General features: G+C 29.8%; 15 protein-coding genes. 12 read left to right on the top strand and 3 right to left on the bottom strand.

Annotated features, from left to right (window positions below; genetic code table 11):
- From HMPREF3045_RS02275 to hydF, 4 genes are all read left to right on the top strand, one after another.
- The gene (locus tag HMPREF3045_RS02275; protein ID WP_019117574.1) at window positions 1-336 is read left to right on the top strand and encodes a YbaB/EbfC family nucleoid-associated protein; all 336 of its coding nucleotides are present in this window, start codon (window positions 1-3) and stop codon (window positions 334-336) included.
- Window positions 336-935 (top strand): recombination mediator RecR, encoded by a 600-nt coding sequence (gene recR / locus HMPREF3045_RS02270; RefSeq protein WP_070736936.1) that lies wholly within the window; start codon window positions 336-338, stop codon window positions 933-935. The genes HMPREF3045_RS02275 and recR overlap by 1 nt, the downstream gene beginning before the upstream one ends.
- Window positions 936-1,123: 188 nt before the next feature.
- Window positions 1,124-2,548 carry a [FeFe] hydrogenase H-cluster radical SAM maturase HydG gene (hydG, locus tag HMPREF3045_RS02265; RefSeq protein ID WP_070606456.1) on the top strand — a complete coding sequence of 475 codons (1,425 nt, stop codon included), beginning with the start codon at window positions 1,124-1,126 and terminating at the stop codon, window positions 2,546-2,548.
- Window positions 2,545-3,687: a [FeFe] hydrogenase H-cluster maturation GTPase HydF gene (hydF, locus tag HMPREF3045_RS02260; protein ID WP_070736935.1), complete on the top strand. Its 1,143-nt coding sequence runs from the start codon at window positions 2,545-2,547 to the stop codon at window positions 3,685-3,687. The genes hydG and hydF overlap by 4 nt, the downstream gene beginning before the upstream one ends.
- 17 nt (window positions 3,688-3,704) lie before the next feature.
- Here hydF and HMPREF3045_RS02255 read toward each other — a convergent pair whose 3' ends face one another.
- Window positions 3,705-5,507 carry an ATP-dependent helicase gene (locus HMPREF3045_RS02255; protein ID WP_070736934.1) on the bottom strand — a complete coding sequence of 601 codons (1,803 nt, stop codon included), beginning with the start codon at window positions 5,505-5,507 and terminating at the stop codon, window positions 3,705-3,707.
- A gap of 104 nt (window positions 5,508-5,611) precedes the next feature.
- On the opposite strand from HMPREF3045_RS02255, the gene HMPREF3045_RS02250 reads away from it, so the two are divergent.
- The 4 genes from HMPREF3045_RS02250 to HMPREF3045_RS02235 all read left to right on the top strand — a co-directional run bounded on the left by HMPREF3045_RS02250 (window position 5,612) and on the right by HMPREF3045_RS02235 (window position 10,202).
- On the top strand, window positions 5,612-6,409 hold the full coding sequence (locus tag HMPREF3045_RS02250; protein WP_070736933.1) for a nitroreductase family protein: 798 nt from the start codon (window positions 5,612-5,614) through the stop codon (window positions 6,407-6,409).
- A gap of 17 nt (window positions 6,410-6,426) precedes the next feature.
- The gene (gene map / locus HMPREF3045_RS02245) at window positions 6,427-7,227 is read left to right on the top strand and encodes a type I methionyl aminopeptidase (RefSeq protein ID WP_070736932.1); all 801 of its coding nucleotides are present in this window, start codon (window positions 6,427-6,429) and stop codon (window positions 7,225-7,227) included.
- A 259-nt stretch (window positions 7,228-7,486) separates the two neighbouring features.
- Window positions 7,487-8,797 (top strand): branched-chain amino acid transport system II carrier protein, encoded by a 1,311-nt coding sequence (brnQ, locus tag HMPREF3045_RS02240; protein ID WP_070736931.1) that lies wholly within the window; start codon window positions 7,487-7,489, stop codon window positions 8,795-8,797.
- 223 nt (window positions 8,798-9,020) lie between these two features.
- The gene (locus HMPREF3045_RS02235) at window positions 9,021-10,202 is read left to right on the top strand and encodes an acetyl-CoA C-acetyltransferase (RefSeq protein ID WP_070736930.1); all 1,182 of its coding nucleotides are present in this window, start codon (window positions 9,021-9,023) and stop codon (window positions 10,200-10,202) included.
- 108 nt (window positions 10,203-10,310) lie between these two features.
- On the opposite strand, the gene HMPREF3045_RS02230 is transcribed toward HMPREF3045_RS02235, so the two are convergent.
- Together HMPREF3045_RS02230 and ychF are read right to left on the bottom strand one after the other, a co-directional pair.
- The gene (locus tag HMPREF3045_RS02230) at window positions 10,311-10,916 is read right to left on the bottom strand and encodes a thymidine kinase (RefSeq protein ID WP_004838932.1); all 606 of its coding nucleotides are present in this window, start codon (window positions 10,914-10,916) and stop codon (window positions 10,311-10,313) included.
- Between the two features lie 7 nt (window positions 10,917-10,923).
- Window positions 10,924-12,021: a redox-regulated ATPase YchF gene (gene ychF, locus HMPREF3045_RS02225; protein WP_070736929.1), complete on the bottom strand. Its 1,098-nt coding sequence runs from the start codon at window positions 12,019-12,021 to the stop codon at window positions 10,924-10,926.
- Window positions 12,022-12,151: 130 nt separating this feature from the next.
- On the opposite strand from ychF, the gene HMPREF3045_RS02220 reads away from it, so the two are divergent.
- The 4 genes from HMPREF3045_RS02220 (at window position 12,152) to nifJ (ending at window position 20,345) form a co-directional block, all read left to right on the top strand.
- Window positions 12,152-13,921 (top strand): aminopeptidase P family protein, encoded by a 1,770-nt coding sequence (locus tag HMPREF3045_RS02220; protein ID WP_070736928.1) that lies wholly within the window; start codon window positions 12,152-12,154, stop codon window positions 13,919-13,921.
- Window positions 13,921-15,768 carry an excinuclease ABC subunit UvrC gene (gene uvrC / locus HMPREF3045_RS02215; RefSeq protein ID WP_070736927.1) on the top strand — a complete coding sequence of 616 codons (1,848 nt, stop codon included), beginning with the start codon at window positions 13,921-13,923 and terminating at the stop codon, window positions 15,766-15,768. The genes HMPREF3045_RS02220 and uvrC overlap by 1 nt, the downstream gene beginning before the upstream one ends.
- Window positions 15,769-15,778: 10 nt before the next feature.
- Window positions 15,779-16,711: an HPr(Ser) kinase/phosphatase gene (gene hprK / locus HMPREF3045_RS02210; RefSeq protein ID WP_004838928.1), complete on the top strand. Its 933-nt coding sequence runs from the start codon at window positions 15,779-15,781 to the stop codon at window positions 16,709-16,711.
- A 103-nt stretch (window positions 16,712-16,814) separates the two neighbouring features.
- Window positions 16,815-20,345: a pyruvate:ferredoxin (flavodoxin) oxidoreductase gene (nifJ, locus tag HMPREF3045_RS02205; RefSeq protein ID WP_004838927.1), complete on the top strand. Its 3,531-nt coding sequence runs from the start codon at window positions 16,815-16,817 to the stop codon at window positions 20,343-20,345.
- Window positions 20,346-20,552 lie beyond the last annotated feature (207 nt).

Here is a 20,552-nt window from a genome sequence, read left to right as displayed (position 1 = left end):
ATGGCAAGAGGCGGATTCCCAGGCGGCGGAAATATGAATAGTATGATGAAAAAAGTACAAAAAATGCAACAAGAAATGGCAAGAACCCAACAAGAAATTGAAGAAAAAGAATTTTCTTCAACAGCTGGTGGTGGGGTAATAGAAGCTGTTGTTAATGGAAAAAAAGAAGTTGTCAAAATTAAAATTGATGAAGATGTTGTAGATCCTGAAGATACAGAAATGTTAGAAGATCTTGTTGTTGCAGCAATAAATGATGCTTTGAAAAAAGCAGATGAATATAGTCAAAAAGAAATGGGAAAATTAACAGGAAATATTAATATTCCTGGACTAATGTAATGAGTTTATATCCTGAAAGTTTAAATAAATTAATAGAACAATTTCAAAAGTTACCAACTATCGGCAAAAAAAGTGCAGAAAGACTTGCTATGAGTATTGTTGGAAGAGATTTAGAAAGCGTAGAAGAATTTTCCGAATCTTTACTAGAAGTAAAATCCAAAATTCATCCTTGTAAAATTTGTGGAAATTTAACTGAAGATGAAATTTGTGGAATTTGCAAAGATATTTCGAGAGAAGAAAATACAATTTGTTTAATAGAAGATGTAAGAAACTTATATGCAATTGAAAAATCCTCAGTATATCATGGAAAATATCATATTTTGGGCGGTCTTATTTCTCCTTCTGATAATGTAAAAGCTGAAGATTTATCAATCGATAAATTATTGGATAGGATTGATAAGGAAGATATAAAAGAAGTTATTTTAGCTATTTCGTCAACGATAGAAGGAGAAACAACTAGCTTATTTTTGGCACATTTATTAGAAGGAAAAAATGTAAAGGTATCGAAAATAGCATCAGGAATTCCTGTGGGCTCAAATTTAGAATATTTTGACCAATTGACATTGGAAAGAGCTTTGGAAGATAGAAGAGAAATTTAATTATATTAGAAATTTCTAGATAATTTGTGATATAATATAAAAAGAAATAGAGATAAGTTTTTAAATGAAATTTATCTAATAATTCTTTGAAAAACTTATAAAATTTAGTGGAAAAATTTAAAGCTGAATATAAAACTTAACAAAACCATCCTTATTAGGGTGGTTTTTAAATCTTAAAGGAGAAAGAAATGGCAAAATATGATGTGAAGTCAAAAAATGCAGAAGAATTTATCAATCATGAAGAAATTCTTGAATCATTAGATTATGGAAGGGATCATAAAAATGACAGGAAATTAATTAAAGAAATATTAGAAAAGGCAAAAAAAGCTCACGGACTTAGTCACAGAGAAGCCTTTGTTTTGCTTTCTTGTCAAGAAGAAGATTTAAATGAAGAAATTTTTTCATTGGCAAAAAAATTAAAGGAAAAATTTTATGGAAATAGGATAGTTTTGTTTGCACCTTTATACCTGTCAAATTATTGTGTAAATGGTTGTTTGTATTGCCCATATCATGCAAAAAATAAAACAATTCCAAGAAGAAAATTGAGTCAAGATGAAATAAGAAAAGAAGTGATTGCACTTCAAGATTTAGGACATAAAAGACTAGCTCTTGAAACTGGTGAAGATCCAGTAAATAATCCAATTGAATATGTATTAGAATCAATCAAAACAATTTATTCAATCAAACACAAAAATGGATCTATAAGAAGGGTTAATGTAAATATAGCAGCAACAACTGAAGAAAATTATAAAAAATTATTGGACGCAGAAATTGGTACATATATTTTATTCCAAGAAACCTATAATAAGAAAAATTATGAATTGCTTCACCCAACAGGTCCAAAACACGATTATGATTATCATACAGAATCTATGGATAGGGCAATGAGTGCTGGAATTAATGATGTTGGTTGTGGAGTTTTGTTTGGTCTTCAATCTTATGAGTATGAATTTGTTGGTCTTTTAATGCATGCTGAACACTTGGAGACTAGATTTAATTGTGGACCACATACGATTTCTGTTCCAAGGGTTCAACCAGCAGATGATATAGACCCTAATGAATTTGACAATTCGTTGAGTGATGAAATGTTTGAAAAAATCGTAGCTTGTCTTAGACTTGCTGTTCCTTATACAGGAATGATAATATCTACAAGAGAATCTAAAAAAGTTAGAGAAAAAGTATTGGATCTTGGAATAAGCCAAATTTCTGGAGGATCAAAAACTACGGTAGGTGGTTATTCAGAAGATATTGGAGATGTTGAAGGATCTAACCAATTTGAACTTGCTGATAACAGGACCTTGGATGAAGTTGTTGATTGGTTATTAAATATGAATTATTTACCATCATTTTGTACAGCTTGCTACAGAGAAGGTAGGGTTGGAAAAGATTTTATGAAAATTGTAAAAGATCATGGAATTGGAAATATGTGCCAACCAAACGCCATTCTTACCTTGGATGAATATTTGACAGACTATGCAAGTGAAAAAACTAGAAAAGATGGTAGGGCCTTAATAAGTAGGGAAATAGAAAAAATTCAAAACCCAGACCTTCGTGCTAATACAAAAAAATGGCTTGATGAGATTAGGGATGGTAAAAGAGATATTCACGTATGATAGCATATAACTCAGAAAGACTTAGCCTTGCCTTATTGGGTAAGACTAATTCTGGAAAATCTTCATTTTTAAATTTTATAAGTGATCAAGATGTTTCTATTGTTTCAAGTCAAAAGGGAACTACAACAGATCCTATAAAAAAATCTATGGAAATTCATGATTTTGGTCCGGTTTTATTTTTTGATACAGCAGGATTTGATGATGATACAAATTTATATGAAAAAAGAATAGAAAAAACTAAAAAAGCCATAGAAAAGGCTGATATTTTGCTTTATTTTCTCTCAATAGATGATGAAATTAAAGAAATTTATGCTTTAAAGGAAAAATATGACAAGATAATTTTTATAGCTACTAAGCAGGATTTAGAAATTGGAAATGATTTGCTAGAAAAATTTAAAGATTTTTCTCCACTAGCTATAAATATAAAAAATAATCATGACAGGGAGAAATTTTTTGATAAGATTAAATCCACCTACAAAATTGAAGACAATTCTATAACAAAATCTCTTGTAAAAGAAAATGATTTAGTTTTGTTGGTTATTCCTCAAGATGCTGAGGCTCCAAAATATAGGCTTATCAAACCTCAAGTTATGACTATTAGGGAAATTATAGATAAAAATGCAATTGCAGTTTCTACAAATCTTAAAAATTTAGAAAACACCCTAAATTCATTTAATAAAAAGCCAGACCTTGTTATAACAGACTCTCAATATTTTAAAGAAGTTTATAATATTTTGGATAAGGGCATAAGGCTCACTTCATTTTCTGTTTTATTTTCAGCCTTTAAGGCTGATATAAATTATTATATAGAATCAGTAAAAAAACTTGACCATGGTGCAAAAAACATACTAATTGCAGAAGCGTGCTCACATCCACCAATATCTGAGGATATAGGAACAGTTAAAATTCCAAAATTTTTGAAAAAAAGATACAAGGATATAGAAATCGACTTTCAAAGGGGAGAAGATTTTGAAAATATTGAAAAATATGACCTAATAATCCAATGTGGGGCTTGTATGTTTAATAAGAAATATGTGATGGAAAGAATCAAACAAGCTAAAGAAAAAAATATTCCTATGACAAATTATGGAATTGTTATAGCCTATCTAAATGGAATCTTAGATAAAATTTCAATATAAAAGCCTTGAGCTAAAGCTCAGGGCTTATTTTTTAATATATCCAAACTTGTAGTGTAAAACTTTGAAGGATAAACTTTTTTATTATTTCTATTTTTTAAAGTTAAAATATATAGGCTATCTCTTGCCCTAGTAAGACCTACATAAAAAATTCTTCTTTCTTCTTCTAGTCTTTCAAAATAATTTTCTTCATCCATGATTAGTGGAAATTCATTTTTTATCAAATCAATTATAAAGACCTTATCATATTCTAATCCCTTAGAAGAATGGATGGTAGTTAAAGATAAATTTGTCTTTATTAAAGATTTGGATTTTTTTTCTAAAATTTTTATCTTTTCATAAACTTCATCTAAAGATTTACATGATTTAGTAAAGTATCTGAGACTTTCTATATAAATATCCTTATTTACGGTTTCTTCCATATATTTTCTGCTTTTCATATTTATATAAGAATTATAAGATAGACTTTTGTAGATGAAAGAAATTTTCTTTTCAAGCTTAAGCTTTCTAAGATGTTTTAATTTTTTCTCAATATTAAAAAGTGCATCCTTTTTGTAATCTTCAATGTCTCTATTTTCATAAAATTCAAAAACATTTTCATTTATTGCCTTATGGGATAAAGATTCAATATCATCTTTAGAAAGATAAGTTGAAATCTTATAGTAAATATCTGAGAAAATTTCTACATTATCAAAATCTTCAGAGAAATTAATTATATTAACCATATCGGTAAAAATTTTTGATTCAAAAAAATCTAAAATATTTGAATTTATAGAAAAATCAATATTTTTATCTAATAAATAAGAACTTAGAGAGATAGCAGAAATATTATTTCTAAATAAAATACCAGTTTTTTTATTATCTAAATTTTCAGTTATATAGTCATATTGCTTGGTAAAATTCTTAAACTCTTTTAATTTTATCTGGTCATCAAAGTCCCTACCTAGCTTATAGGTTTTTTTATACCTATTTTTGTTTTGAGCTATAAAATAACTTGCCAATGAAATGATTTTTTTCCCGGACCTATGGTTTGTATCAAGACTAATTATTTTTGCATCCTTATAAATTTCTTTAAAATTTAAAAGATACTTTGGATCTGCTGCCCTAAAAGAATAAATAGATTGGTCATCATCAGCTACTACTAGAAGATTATTTTCTGGATATACAATTTTTTCTAAAATTTTAAATTGTAAGAGGGAAGTGTCTTGACCTTCATCAAGTTGAAAATATTTATATTTATTTTTTATTGATCTTAATAAAGACTCATCATTTAATAATTCTAAGGCATAAACTTGCATATCATCAAAATCTAGAAGGTGCTTTTGTTTTTTTGTTTTTTCATATTCCAAATAAATTTTTTCTGCATTAGAAATTTCAACTTTTTTAAGATAAGAAATATCAAGGAGAGAATTTTTCATAAATGATACTTTTTGAAAAAATAAATTTAAATCTTCTTTGGACATTTTTTTATTATTAATGCTTTTATAAATTTCTCCAACAAGATTAAATTTATTGTAAATTTTCTCATCTTCTATTAGATTTACTTGTCTATTATATTTTTTTAAATAATTTCTAATTATAAGATAGCAAAAAGCATGGATAGTCATAAAATTTGAATCCTTGCTATCAAATCTTTTTTTCATATCATTAGCTTGGATTCTAGAAAAAGTTAAATTTAAAATTTTTGAAGAATCAATATGTTCTGACAAAAATTTTATTCTTTCTAAAAGCATGGTAGTTTTTCCAGAACCTGGAATTGCCAAAACTAAAAGAGGACCATCCAAATGTTTTGCAGCTTGTAATTGTTTGCTTGTAAATTTCATATTTATATTTTATCATATAAGTATAAGGATTTAATTATAGAGGATTTAATAAATTTATTTATTAACTTACTATTTAAGGTATAATATCTAAAACGGGAGGAATTATGTTAACTACAAATTTTTTAAAAACAAGAACTTCTACTAGAGATTTTAAAGATGAAAAAGTAGATGATGAAAAAATTAAAAAGATTTACCAAATTACAAGAGAATTAGAAAATAAATTTGGTGAAAAGGATCTTCATTACCAAGTAAATAATAAGGGAGAAGAAGTTTATTTTAAATTAAAAGGAAACGCTGGCTACAAGGGAGTTATGATAAAAGCGCCTTTGTATGTTGCACTTGATATTACAAATGATAGCAAATCTGCCCTTGTTAAAGGAGCTTATGGTCTTGAAGAATTAATTACTAAATTATCTGAACTAGGACTAGCTTCTTGCTACATTACAGTAAGCGGAGTAAGCGATGATATTTTAAAATCAGCTTTTGTAAATGCTGAGGGAAAAATTATGTCAATTCTTGCAATTGGCGAAGCTACAAAACAAGAAATTAGAGAACACAGATACGATGATAGAAAAGGAATAAATGAATTTGTATTTATTGATGATTTAGATCACAAAGCAAGTGTAGAAGAGCTTTCTCAAAGAGGACTTGATGATTTATTCTCATATTTAAGATTTGCACCATCATCATACAATTCACAACCATGGAGATTTGTTTTAAAAGATAATTTTGTAAATTTATATTTAGAAGATTACAAAGACGAAGCAAATTTAGTTGATGCAGGAATTGTAATGTATTATTTTGATCAATTAACAAAAGAAATATCAATAAATTCAATTTGGGAAGTTGAACCAAAATTAGACGGCTCAAAATTCCAATTTATTGCTCAAAAAGAATTATAAAATTTTAAGGAATTTTAATGATAAGACTTTATACAGAAAATGATATAGAAAAAATGTATGGGGCTTCAGAAATTCTTTGCCAAACACACCTTGCCATAAAAGAAGTAATAAGAGCTGGAATAACAACAAAATTTCTTGACGATTTTGCAAATAAATTTATAAAACACAAAAATGCAAGACCTGCCCAATTAGGTTATCAAGGATTTCCATATACACTTTGCATATCCGTAAATGATGAAATTTGTCACGGATTTCCTTCAGATTATGTACTAAAAGAAGGCGATGTAGTTTCAATTGATAATGTAATTGATTACAAGGGAGGACTTGCAGATTCTTGTTGGACTTATAAAATTGGAAAATTGAGCGAAGAAAATGAGAAGTTAGTTGATGTGAATTTAAAAGCTCTTTACAAAGGAATTGAAGCTGCAAAACCTGGCAACAGAATTGGAGATATTGGTTATGCAATTCAAAAATATGTCGAAGACGAAAACGGCTTTTCAGTTATAAGAGATTTTATAGGTCATGGAATCGGAAAAGAAATGCACGAAGACCCACAAGTTCCACATTATGGAAGAAAAGGCTTTGGTCCTAGAATAGAAGAAAATATGGTATTTACAATTGAACCAATGATAGCAGTTGGCGATTGGAAATCAAAAATGGATTCAAATGGATGGACAGCAAGAACAAAAGATGGTTCCGTTTGTTCACAATTTGAACACCAACTTGTCATAAGAAAAGACGGAGCAGAAATAATAACTGACCAAAATAATTTTTCTTTGACAGAAGATGACAAAAAATTTATAGAATCATACAAATAGGAGAGAAATCTCCTATTTTTTTCGTCAAGAATAACTTTTTTAAAAAATGGATAATTTTACTGATTTCATTGGAAATATATGTCAAATCTTATAAAAATTCATAATAAAATGTTTTCAAATTTATAAATAAATATCTTTTTAAAAGAAAAATATTAAAATTTAAAGAAAATAATTAAAAATTTGTAAAAAACTTTAAAAAAGACTTAATAAGTAATCAAAAAAATGGTAAAATATAAAAGTACAGCTTTAAGGAGGAGTTATGGATATTTTAGTAATAGGATTTGCATTATTTGCAATGTTTTTTGGAGCGGGGAATTTAATTTTTCCACCAATGTTGGGATATACTTATGGAGATAAGTGGTTATTGGCATCTATTGCCTTTACAATTGTGGGAGTCGGATTAACTTTGCTTGCTGTAGTTAGTATGGCAAAAAGGCAAGGAAATATTTTTACTTTTACTTCACTTGCAGGAGATAGGCTTTCAAAAGCAATAGTTTTAATTATTGCTCTTTGTATTGGACCTTTAGGAGCAATTCCAAGAACTGCAGCTACAAGTTTTGAGATGGTACAATCAGCAGGCTTTAATGTAAATATTTGGGTCTTTACTTTAATATTTTTTGGATTATCATTGTTTTTGTCTTTGGCAAAAAATTCTGTTGTAGATTTAATTGGAAAATTTTTGACACCACTTTTATTAATTTCTTTATTTATAATGATAATTGTTGGAATGTTAAATCCAATTGGACAAATAAAAGAAATTAATATAGATTTAAGTAAAATATTTTCTGATTCAATGCTTGAAGGATATAATACAATGGATGCTTTGGCAGCTCTTGCATTTACACCAATAATTGTAGAAAGCGTGATAAAAAAAGGCTATAAAAATCAATTATTAAAAAAGACTATTCAAGCATCATTGATTGCAGTTTTTGGACTTGCTTTTGTATATATTTCACTTACATTTTTGGGAGCAAGTGCATCAACAAGTATTGATACAGATTCAAGAGTTATTTTATTAAATTATATTTCAGAAAAAATTCTTGGAGATAAGGGCAAATTTGTTTTATTGCTTGCGATTATTATGGCATGTTTTACAACATCTATAGGTTTGATTTCATCAATTTCTAATATTTTCGCAGAATTTTCTAAAAATAAATTTAATTATAGTTTTCTTGCAATAGCAATAGCTTTAGTGTCTTTGTTATTATCTGTTCTTGGAGTGGAATCAATAGTAAAGCTTACAGGACCATTTTTACAATTTGTGTATCCTTTAGCAATTGTTTTAGTAGTATTTAATTTGATTGGGAAAAATTCTCTCGATAAATTAGTAATTAGAAATTCTTTTATTGTGGTAACAATAGTTTCATTTATGGATGCTCTAGTAAGTTTGATAGACATTTTAAAAGAAATGTTTAATGTAAATGTTTCTTTGTTAGTTGGTTTAGAATCAGTATTGAAAAAAATTATACAAGTTATCTCCTTAAATATTGTAGATTTTCCATGGATAATTCCTCTAATTCTTATAATTATCCTAACTAGCCTATATTTAAAATTAAATAAAAATAAATAAATTTTTGCATCCAAATTAATTTTTGGATGTTTTTTATTAGAAATTTTTTGCAATTATTTTTTTATCCTGTATATTTTTATTGTAAGTAAAAATATTAGAAAAAGGATTTCAAAATCCAAATAAAAAATATTAGAAAATGTTTGATAAATTTTTAACTACATGTTATAATCGTATTGTAAGTTAAGATAACAATTTATCAGATATAAAATCGAAAGGGGAAATTATGACAAGAAAAGTAGTAATTGCAAGTGCAGCTAGAACTCCAGTAGGAAGTTTTGGTGGAGCTTTAAAATCACAAAGCGCAGTTGATTTGGGCGTTGTTGCAGCTAAAGCAGCTATCGAAAGAGCTGGAATTAAACCAGAAGATGTTGAAGAAACTGTTTTAGGATGCGTTTTACAAGCAGGACTTGGACAAAACGTTGCAAGACAAATTTCATTAGGAGCAGGAATCCCAATAACAACACCTGCAATGACAATTAATAAAGTTTGTGGATCAGGACTTAGAACTGTTTCACTTGCAGCTCAAATGATTTTAGCAGGAGATGTTGACGTTGTTTTAGCAGGTGGTGCTGAAAGTATGTCAAACGCTCCATTCTTATCTAATGAATCTAGATGGGGAGCTAGAATGGGCAACAAAAAATTTGTTGACGAAATGATTACTGATGGTCTTTGGGATGTTTATAATGACTACCACATGGGAGTTACAGCTGAAAATGTAGCTGAAAAATATGGAATCACAAGAGAAATGCAAGACGATCTTGCAGCAGTAAGCCAACAAAGAGCAAGCAAGGCTCGTGCTGAAGGAAGATTTAAAGATGAAATCGCTCCAGTAGAAATTAAAGATAGAAAAGGAAATGTTACAGTTGTTGAAGATGATGAATATATCAGAGACGGTGTAACACAAGAAGGAATTTCTAAATTAAGACCAGCATTTATAAAAGATGGTACAGTTACAGCAGCTAACGCATCAGGAATCAATGATGGAGCAGCTTGTCTTGTAGTTATGAGTGAAGAAAAAGCTAAAGAATTAGGCGTTAAACCATTAGCTACAATCGTAAGCTATGCATCTGCAGGAGTTGATCCAAAAGTTATGGGAACAGGTCCAATTCCATCAAGTAAAAAAGCTCTTGAAAAAGCAGGATGGAAAGTTGAAGATCTTGACTTAGTTGAATCAAACGAAGCTTTCGCAGCTCAATCATACGCTGTAAGAAATGAAATGGGATTTGACCCAGAAAAAACAAATGTAAACGGTGGAGCAATTGCTATAGGTCACCCAATCGGAGGATCTGGAGCAAGAATTCTAACAACACTTTTATACGAAATGGAAAAAAGAGATTCTAAAAAAGGTCTTGCAACACTTTGTATAGGTGGAGGAATGGGAACAGCTCTAGTAGTTGAAAGATAATAATTAAATAAAATTAAAAAATAAGGTTGTTAGAAATAACAGCCTTATTTTTTTAGAAATTTTCAGATATAAGTTATAAAAAATAAAAACTGCTCAATAAAGAGCAGTTTAAATTTCGTCTAGTGATATTTGATTTTTATTTTTTTCTCTATCTTTCATTTTTCTATTGTAGCATGATCTGCACAAAGGCTCGTATGAATCTTGAGCTCCGATTTCTATTCTTTCTTCATTGTAAGATTTTCTAAATGAAACCCAAGCATCTTCTCCGCATGATGCACAAATAGCATGGTGTTTTATTAATTCGTCAGCTATTGGCATCAGCTCTTTTACAACTTCAAATGGTTTTGTTTTATAATCCATATCAAGACCTGAGACAACAATTGTAATATGATTTTGCATAAGTTCTACAAAATAATCTACAATTTTTGATGGCTTATCCGGAAAAAATTGAACCTCGTCAATTCCTATAGCATCAATTTCATTATTTTTTGCATAATCCAAAATTTCTTTTATAGATTCTATTTTAATCGCATCAAGCTCCAAATTATCGTGGCTTATTATTTTTTCATCTTCATGTCTTGAATCGACTGATGGTTTGAATGCAATTGTTTTGTATCCTGCAACTTTCATCCTATAAAGCTCACGCCATAGGGAAGTGGTTTTGCCTGAAAACATAGAACCTGTATGAACAATAAGTTTAGCTTGTTTTTTCATATCTCACCTAAACATTAAATTTAAAATTGGTAATATCTCCATCTTTCATAACATAATCTTTTCCTTCCATACGAAGTTGACCATGTTCTTTTACTTTCGCCATATTACCATATTCTTTTAGAGTATCAAAACTTACGATTTCTGCTTTTATAAAACCTCTTTGTATATCTGTGTGGATTTTTCCAGCAGCATCTACAGCTTTTGTTCCATTTGTAATTGTCCAAGCTCTTGTTTCATCTTCTCCTGTTGTCAAAAATGAAATTAAATTTAAGGTTTTGTAAGAATCTTTTATAACTTGATCGCAACCTGATTCGCTAAGACCAATCATTTCCAAAAATTCTTTCTTTTCTTCTTCGCTTTCAAGCTCTGATATTTCTTGCTCAATTTTTGCGCTTACTACAGAAACTTGGGCGTTTTCTTCTTGGGCAAATTCTCTAACTTTTTGAACAAATTCATTATCATCGCCGTTATTTGCAACATCACTTTCATCGACATTGCAAACATAAATTATTGGTTTTGTTGAAAGAAGTTGGTAGGTTTTAAGAAGAGCTTTTTCTTCATCGTGCAAATTTAAAACTCTGGCAGATTTTCCTTCTTCCAAAACTTCTTTTATTCTTTTTAATAATTCAACTTCGCTTCTTGCTGATTTATCAGATTTTGCAACTTTTTCTCTTTTTACCAAAACTTTTTCAACAAGCTCAAGGTCTGAAAGTATAAGCTCAAAATTTATTGTTTCAATATCTCTTAATGGGTCAATGTTACCATCGACGTGAGTAACATTTGGATCGTTAAAACAACGCAAAACTTCTACAATTGCATCTGTTTCTCTTATATTTGATAAAAATTTATTTCCCAATCCTTCGCCCTTGCTTGCACCTTTTACAAGTCCTGCTATATCATAAAATTCTATAGCTGCTGGTACGATTTTTTTTGAATTGTGCATTTTTGCAAGATAATCAACTCTATAATCTGGAACATTTACAAGTCCTACGTTTGGATCTATTGTACAAAAAGGATAATTTGCAATTTCTGCTCCAGCTTTGGTTATCGCATTAAATAAAGTTGATTTGCCTACATTTGGTAGGCCAACTATTCCTAATTTCATTTAATCACTCTCTCTTTTTTATTCTTTATTTAGCATTATTAATTATATAGAAAGCGCCTAAAAAAATCAATTTTTATATTATGCAACAATGGTATAATATGAATAAGATTATAAAAATAAAGGAGAAATTATGAATATTGATCAAAAACTAGAAAAGCTTAGAGAGCTAATGGCTAGCAGAAAAATAGATGCTTATATTATTAATACATCTGATCCTCATCAATCAGAATATATTAGTGATTATTATAAAACTCGCGAATTTATTTCAGGTTTTACTGGCTCTGCGGGAGTTTGCGTTGTTACAAAAGATAAGGCAAGACTTTGGACAGATTCAAGATATTTTTTGCAAGCTGCAAATGAATTAAAATATTCAGAATTTGAATTTTATAAACAAGGTTTTGATGAAGATCCAACTATGGAAGAATTTTTGTTGGAAGAAGTTGGAGAATTTGGAAAAATTGGTTTTGATGGTACTTGTTATTCAGTGAAAGATTACAAATCTTTAAGTGAAAATATGGCATCACGTGCTTTGGTTTATGACATAGATTATATTTCTCAAATTTGGGAAGATAGACCAAGCCTTCCAAAAGAAAAAGTTTGGATTTATGATCAAAAATATGTTGGCGAAAGTTTAGAATCAAAAATAAATAGATTAAGAGAAGAATTAAAGAAAAAAGATTGCGATTATAATTTTATTGGTTCTCCAGAAGATATTTGTTACCTTTTAAATATTAGGGGAAATGATATTGGATATACTCCAGTAGTTTTGTCATATTTGTTGGTTTCAATGGATGAAATTCATCTTTGCATAGACCAAGATAAACTTGACGATGAAGTTTTGGAGTATTTAAAAGAAAATAAGATAAAAGTTCATTCTTATGATTATATTTACTCCTTGTTAAAAAATATTAAGGGAAAAAATAGAATTTATATAGATCCAGAAAGAACTAACGTTGCAATTTTTGATTCTATAAATTCAAATGTAAGAATTACTAGCGGTGTAAATATTTCAACTCAAATGAAAGCGGTTAAAAATGAAACTGAATTAGAAAATGAAAGAAAAGCTTATATTATTGATGGTGTAAGTTTAATTAAGTTCTTTAATTGGGTTGAAGTTGGAACAAGTACGGGTTCTTTGACAGAGCTTATAGCTAGCAAAAAATTGCAAGATTTAAGAAAAGAAAATGAATCATATATTGAAGATTCTTTTGAAACAATTGCAGGCTACAAAGAAAATGGAGCTATTGTCCATTATGAACCAACTTCACTTTCATCAAAAACTCTTGAAGAAAAATCACTTCTGTTGGTAGATTCAGGCGCTCATTATAAAGAGGGAACTACAGATATAACAAGAACAATTGCCCTTGGAGAATTGACTGATGAAGAAAAAGAAGACTATACCCTAGTTTTAAAATCTCATATAGCCTTGATGAGTGCAAGATTTAAAGAAAAAACCAAGGGACAAAGACTAGATGCAATTGCAAAATATCCATTGTGGAAAGCTGGAAAAGATTATTTCCATGGAACAGGCCACGGAGTTGGATTTAGCTTAACAGTTCACGAAGGCCCAAATAATATTTCTCAATTTAATGATGTAGAATTATTAGAAAATATGACAACATCAATCGAACCAGGTCTATATATAGCAGATAAACACGGAGTAAGAATTGAAAGCGAAGTTTATGTGAAAAAAGATTTGGAAAATGAATTTGGTAAATTTATGAAATTCGAATGTCTAACTTACGTGCCAATTGATACTAGACCAATAAATATGGATATGATGGATAAGTGGGAAATAGAATGGCTAAATGTATATAATAAAAAATGTCAAGAAGTTTTATCTCCATATCTTGAAGGATCAGATTTAGAATATTTGATAGAAAGATGTAAAGAGATTTGATGAATAATCAAATAAAGGAAAAATTAATAGAATTACCAGACCTACCAGGCGTTTATATAATGAGAAATAGCCAAGATGAAATAATCTATGTTGGTAAGGCTATAAATTTAAAAAAACGTGTAAGCCAATATTTTGACAATAATAAAAACAAGGGCAGAAAAGTCCTTGCCATGGTAAGTCACATAAATCATTTTGAATATATAATTGTAGAAAATGAAGTTGAAGCTCTTGTACTAGAATCAAATCTAATAAAGAAAAACAGGCCAAAATATAATATTGTACTAAGAGATGATAAGCAATATCCATATATAAAAATTACTAATGAAAAATTTCCTAGAATTCAAAAAGTAAGAAATGTAAAAAAAGATAAGGGCTATTATTATGGCCCTTATCCTGATGCTTATGCAGTAAATGATGTAATAGAATTATTTCATATACTTTATCCAATAAGAACTTGCAATCTAAATTTTGATAAGGGACAGCAATTAGATAGACCTTGTCTAAATTATTATATAAATAGGTGTAAAGCTCCTTGTGTTGGCAAGGGAAATGAGAAAGAATATATGGATAATATAAATAAAATCAAAAATTTTCTAGAAAATAAGTCTGATTATATTCCAAATTTAGTTATAAATAAGATGAATAAGGCAAGTGAAATTTTGGATTTTGAAAATGCTGCAAAATACAGAGATTACCATAGGGCCTTGTCAACCATTTCTCAAAAACAAAAAGTTACTACAACAAATGGTGATGACATAGATATAATTGCAATGTCCAAAGGAATATTTTATGTTACCATGCAGGTATTTTTTATGAGAGATGGAAAAATTGTCGATAGACAACATTTTATTATAAAAGATGATTACAGAGAAAAAGATGAAGATATAATTTCATCTTTTATGAAGCAATTTTACTTAAACCTTATGTATATACCAAAAGAAATTTTAGTTCACAAATTGCCATCAGATCTTGATGCCCTTAATTTATTTATTGAAAAGAAAAAAGGAATTAAGGTAAAAATTCATTGTCCAAAACTTGGCAAGAAAAAAGAATTAGTAGATATGGCTTTTAGAAATGCAAGCGATATGATGAAAAAATATGAAAAAAGGCTTGAAGAAAAAGAAAGAAAAAAGCATTCTGGCTTGAATGGATTAAAAGAAATTTTGAATTTGAAATCTTTAAACAGGATAGAAGCTTACGATATTTCTAATACATCGGGGGTCCAATCAGTTGGATCAATGGTTGTATTTCAAAATGGGATAGCAGAAAGAAAAGAATACAGAAAATTCAAAATAAAAACTATAGAAGGGCCAGATGATTATCATTCCTTGGAAGAAGTTCTTACAAGAAGATTTGAAAGAGCAAAAAAAGAAATTAAAAATAATAACACTTACACAGGTTTTGGAAAACTTCCGGATTTAATATTAATGGATGGGGGAAAGGGTCAAGTAAAGTCAGCAAAAAAAGTTTTGAAAGATTTAAATTTTTCAATAGAAGTTGCAGGACTTGTTAAAGATGACAAGCATACAACAAGAGCAATTATATATGAAAATGAAGAAATACAAATAAAAAAACGAGATCCAGTATATAAATTAATTTACGAAATCCAAGAAGAAGCCCACAGATTTGCCATAAATTATCATAGAAAATTAATGACTCAAACTATGAAAAAATCTGAACTTGATAATATTAATGGCATAGGAAAAAGAAAAAAAGAAAATCTTCTAAAACATTTTAAAAGCGTAAAAAATATAAAAAAAGCAAGCTTAGAAGAACTTATGGAAGTAGATTTGATTGGGGAAAGCCAAGCACTTGAAATAATTAAATATTTTAAATTAAACAATTAAAGAGGATAAAATGGGAAAACAAACAAGCGTAAAATTAAAAGACGTGGTTGAAATTTTAGGTCTTGAAATAGTTCACAAATCCACAGATTATGATGAAGTTATTTTGCAAAGTCCAGATATTAATAGGCCAGGTCTTCAACTTACAGGATATTTGGAAGAATTTCCTTATAAAAGATTACAAATAATAGGAAGCGTAGAATATACCTACCTAACAAGTCTTGACAATAGAATGCAATATGAAAGATTTAGGGGAATATTATCATACAAAATGCCAGCTATACTTTTTTCATACAATGCAGGATTGCCAAAAGATATATTAGATCTTGCTGATTATTATGATATTACAATTTTAAGGTCAAAACTTCCTACGACAAAATTAACATCAATAATTTCGCAAGAATTAGAATATATTTTTGCAGATAGAACTCAAATTCATGGAGAACTTCTAGAAGTTTTTGGTGTTGGAGTTTTAATTAGAGGAGAAAGCTCTGTAGGAAAAAGTGAAACGGCTTTAGATTTAGTAAATCGTGGTCACAGACTTGTCGCTGATGATGTTGTAGAAATGGCTGCTTATGATAATAAACTTGTAGGACAAGCTCCAGAAAATATAAGGCATTATACAGAAATAAGAGGTCTTGGAATTGTAGATGTAAGAAGACTATATGGTACAGGCTCTGTAAAAGTTTCAACTGACATAGATTTGGTAATAGAGCTTGAACATTGGAGAGAAGATTATGAATATGATAGGTTGGGACTTGACGAGCATTATACAGAAATTTTAAATGTTCAAATTCCAAAAATTTTAATTCCAGTAAGAGCAGGAAGAAATTTAGCAATGATTATTGAGGTTGCAGCTATGAACCAAAGAGAAAAATCTATGGGATATAACGCAGCAAAAGTAATGACAGACAATCTATTTAAAAATTCTGACAATGATAATTAGCTTGTGAAATTATTTGATATTTGCTTGACTAATGATGTGATATTTATTATACTAAAAATAGTGTTGACGATAATTGATTCATATAATTTTTAGGAGGTCTTAAATGACAATTAAGAGAGCTATGAAGACTATGGATGGTAATACTGCAGCTGCTCACGTATCTTATGCGTTTACAGATGTAGCAACAATCTATCCAATAACACCTTCATCACCAATGCCTGAAGCAGTAGATGTTTGGGCAGCAAACGGTAGAAAAAACGTATTTGGAAGACCAGTTGAAGTAAAGGAAATGCAATCAGAAGCTGGTGCAGCAGGAGCAGTACACGGAGCACTTGCAGCAGGAGCACTTACTACTACATACACAGCAAGCCAAGGATTATTATTAATGATCCCAAATATGTATAAGATTGCTGGAGAAAGATTGCCAGGTGTATTCCATGTTGCAGCAAGAACACTAGCAACTCACGCACTTTCAATTTACGGTGACCATTCTGACGTTATGGCAGCAAGACAAACAGGATTTGCTATGCTATGTTCAGGATCAGTTCAACAAGTAATGGACTTAGGACCAGTTGCTCACTTAGCAGCAATTGAAGGAAGAATTCCATTCTGCCATTTCTTTGATGGATTTAGAACAAGTCACGAAATTCAAAAAATACAAGTTTGGGACTATGATACATTAGCTCCATTAGTAAACTACGAAGCTGTAGATAAATTTAAAAATGAGTCTTTAAATCCAGAAAGACCAAAAACAATCGGTACAGCTGAAAAGAATATTTTCTTCCAAAGAATGGAAGCTTCAAACCCTGCATATACTGATATAGTAGGTATAACAGAAAACTACATGAACAAAATCAATGAATTAATCGGTACAAATTACGGATTATTCAATTATTATGGTGCAGATGATGCAGAAGAAATCATCATTGCTATGGGTTCTGTTTGCCAAGCAGCTGAAGAAGCTATTGATAAATTAGTAGAAGATGGCAAAAAAGTTGGTATGGTTGAAGTTCACTTATTCAGACCATTCTCAAAAGACCATTTATTAAAAGCTATACCAAAAACAGTAAAGAAAATTGCTGTTTTAGATAGAACAAAAGAAAAAGGTTCAGTTGGAGAACCATTATTACTTGATGTTAAATCAGCTTACTATGATGTAGAAGACAAACCACAAATTATAGGTGGTAGATATGGATTATCTTCAAAAGATACAATCCCTGCAGACATTGAAGCAGCATTTAACAATTTAGCTGGAGAAATGAAAGATGATTTCACATTATCAATTACAGATGATGTTACAAATAAATCACTTGAAAGAACAGATTTAAGAATCAGACAAGAAGGTACAAGCAGATGTAAATTCTGGGGATTCGGATCTGATGGAACAGTCGGAGCTAATAAACAAGCTATCAAAATCATCGGCGATAATACTGATATGTACGCTCAAGGTTACTTTGACTATGATTCTAAAAAATCTGGTGGACTTACAGTATCTCACTTGAGATTTGGTAAAAATCCAATTAGATCAACATATCTATTAGATGAAGCTGACTTTATTTCATGTTCAAAACCAGCTTACGTTAATCAATATGATTTATTAGCTGGACTTAAAGATGGTGGTACATTCTTATTAAACTGTCCATGGTCAGAAGATGAACTTGAACAACATCTACCAGCTTCAATGAAAAAATACATTGCTGAACATAATATTAACTTTAATATAATAGATGCTTCTCACATTGCTGCTAATATTGGATTAGGTTCAAGAACAAATATGATTATGCAATCCGCATTCTTTAACCTTGCAAATGTAATTCCAATAGATGAAGCTATCAAATACCTTAAAGATTCTATAGTTAAGGCTTATGGACACAAGGGTGATGATATAGTAAATATGAACTACAAAGCAGTAGATCAAGGAATTGATGCAGTAGTTAAAGTTAATGTTCCAGATTCATGGAAAGATGCAAAAGATGAAGTTAAAGAAGAAAAAGAACTTCCAGAGTTCATCAAAAACATCGTTAAACCAATGATTGAACAAAAAGAAGACGAACTTCCAGTTTCAGTTTTCAAAGATAGAACAAATGGAGACTTTGAACCAGGTACAACTCAATATGAAAAGAGAGGAATTGCTCTTAACGTGCCAGAATGGCAAATTGATAATTGTATCCAATGTAACCAATGTTCATACGTTTGTCCTCACGCTGTAATTAGACCTTTCTTATTAACAGAAGAAGAAAAAGCTAATGCACCAGAAGGATTTGAAACAAAGAAAGCAATTGGTAAGGGAATGGACGGATATGATTTCAGAATCCAAGTTTCACCACTTGATTGTACAGGTTGTGGAAACTGTGCTGATGTATGTCCAGCTCCAAAGAAAGCTCTACTAATGAAACCTTTCGAAGAAGAAGTTGAAAAAGAAAAAGATAATTGGGAATATGCTCATGAAGAAGTTGGATACAAAGAAGATGTTATGGATCCAATGACAATTAAAGGTTCTCAATTTAAACAACCATTACTTGAGTTCTCAGGTGCTTGTGCAGGATGTGGAGAAACACCATACGCAAAACTTGTTACTCAATTATTTGGAGATAGAATGTATATAGCTAATGCTACAGGTTGTTCATCAATCTGGGGAGCATCATCACCAGCTACACCATATACAACAAATGCTTGTGGACAAGGTCCAGCTTGGGGTAATTCATTATTCGAAGATGCAGCAGAATATGGTTATGGTATGAAACTTGCAGCTGATTCAAACAAACACCTTCTTGAAACATATATGAATCAATTCAATGAATTAGAAGCTGATAGTGAATTAAGCGAAGCATTCAAAGCATGGATTGAAGGAAAAGAAGACGTTAAAGCTTCAAAAGAAGCAACAGCTAAAATTCTTAACCTTGAAGAAAAAGCTAACAGTGTAAGTGATGAAAAACAAAAAGATTTACTACACAAAATATATTCACTAAAAGACTATATGATTAAAAAATCAGTTTGGATATTTGGTGGAGACGGATGGAGCTATGATATAGGATTTGGTGGAGTAGACCACGTACTAGCTAGTGGAGAAAACATCAATATCTTAGTATTCGATACAGAAGTTTACTCAAATACAGGTGGACAATCATCTAAAGCTACACCATTATCAGCAGTAGCACAATTTGCTGCATCTGGTAAAAAGGTAAGAAAGAAAGACCTTGGTTTAATGATGACTTCATACGGTTATGTTTACGTAGCACAAGTTGCTATGGGCGCAAACCAAAACCAAACAATCAAAGCTATGAAAGAAGCTGAAAGCTATGATGGACCATCTCTAATCATCTGCTATGCACCATGTATCAACCACGGTATAAGAATCGGTATGGGTAAATCTCAATTTAGAGAAAAACAAGCAGTTGATGCTGGTTACTGGCACTTATGGAGATTCGATCCAAGACTTGCTGATGAAGGAAAGAATCCATTCCAATTAGATTCAAGAGAACCTAAGGAATCATTCCAAGAATTTATCCAAGGAGAAGTTAGATACTCTTCACTCAAGAGATCATTCCCTGAAACAGCTGACCAATTATATCAAGAAGCAGAAAAAGCTGCAAAAGATAGATATCAAACATATAAGAGATTAGCTGGAAAATAAGATAAATTAAATAAAAATTTTAAAGGATGAGCTTGCTCATCCTTTTTTTGTGCGTAAAATTAATTTTGAAGATTTTATTTTTAAAATTTTACACAAAAATTTATATTGAAAACTTTTAAAACTTTTAAAAATTTTAAATTTAATTTTGCTAAAAGCGTACAATTATAATTATTTACTATTTATGGTATAATAAATTATATATAAAAA

Origin of the sequence: Anaerococcus sp. HMSC075B03 (assembly GCF_001815585.1) — a bacterium.
Classification (GTDB): Bacteria; Bacillota; Clostridia; order Tissierellales; family Peptoniphilaceae; genus Anaerococcus; species Anaerococcus vaginalis.
The sequence above is the reverse complement of the archived record's forward strand: the minus strand, read 5'-3'. Positions and strand labels throughout refer to the sequence as shown.

What these genes read in the sequence shown, in the direction of transcription:
- HMPREF3045_RS02230 (WP_004838932.1), bottom strand. Translation starts at nt 10,916, where the DNA reads ATGAAAAAACAAGCTAAACTTATTGTTCATACAGGTTCTATGTTTTCA.
- recR (WP_070736936.1), top strand. Translation starts at nt 336, where the DNA reads ATGAGTTTATATCCTGAAAGTTTAAATAAATTAATAGAACAATTTCAA.
- map (WP_070736932.1), top strand. Translation starts at nt 6,427, where the DNA reads ATGATAAGACTTTATACAGAAAATGATATAGAAAAAATGTATGGGGCT.
- hydG (WP_070606456.1), top strand. Translation starts at nt 1,124, where the DNA reads ATGGCAAAATATGATGTGAAGTCAAAAAATGCAGAAGAATTTATCAAT.
- HMPREF3045_RS02250 (WP_070736933.1), top strand. Translation starts at nt 5,612, where the DNA reads ATGTTAACTACAAATTTTTTAAAAACAAGAACTTCTACTAGAGATTTT.
- HMPREF3045_RS02275 (WP_019117574.1), top strand. Translation starts at nt 1, where the DNA reads ATGGCAAGAGGCGGATTCCCAGGCGGCGGAAATATGAATAGTATGATG.
- HMPREF3045_RS02235 (WP_070736930.1), top strand. Translation starts at nt 9,021, where the DNA reads ATGACAAGAAAAGTAGTAATTGCAAGTGCAGCTAGAACTCCAGTAGGA.
- uvrC (WP_070736927.1), top strand. Translation starts at nt 13,921, where the DNA reads ATGAATAATCAAATAAAGGAAAAATTAATAGAATTACCAGACCTACCA.
- hydF (WP_070736935.1), top strand. Translation starts at nt 2,545, where the DNA reads ATGATAGCATATAACTCAGAAAGACTTAGCCTTGCCTTATTGGGTAAG.
- HMPREF3045_RS02220 (WP_070736928.1), top strand. Translation starts at nt 12,152, where the DNA reads ATGAATATTGATCAAAAACTAGAAAAGCTTAGAGAGCTAATGGCTAGC.
- ychF (WP_070736929.1), bottom strand. Translation starts at nt 12,021, where the DNA reads ATGAAATTAGGAATAGTTGGCCTACCAAATGTAGGCAAATCAACTTTA.
- brnQ (WP_070736931.1), top strand. Translation starts at nt 7,487, where the DNA reads ATGGATATTTTAGTAATAGGATTTGCATTATTTGCAATGTTTTTTGGA.
- nifJ (WP_004838927.1), top strand. Translation starts at nt 16,815, where the DNA reads ATGACAATTAAGAGAGCTATGAAGACTATGGATGGTAATACTGCAGCT.
- HMPREF3045_RS02255 (WP_070736934.1), bottom strand. Translation starts at nt 5,507, where the DNA reads ATGAAATTTACAAGCAAACAATTACAAGCTGCAAAACATTTGGATGGT.
- hprK (WP_004838928.1), top strand. Translation starts at nt 15,779, where the DNA reads ATGGGAAAACAAACAAGCGTAAAATTAAAAGACGTGGTTGAAATTTTA.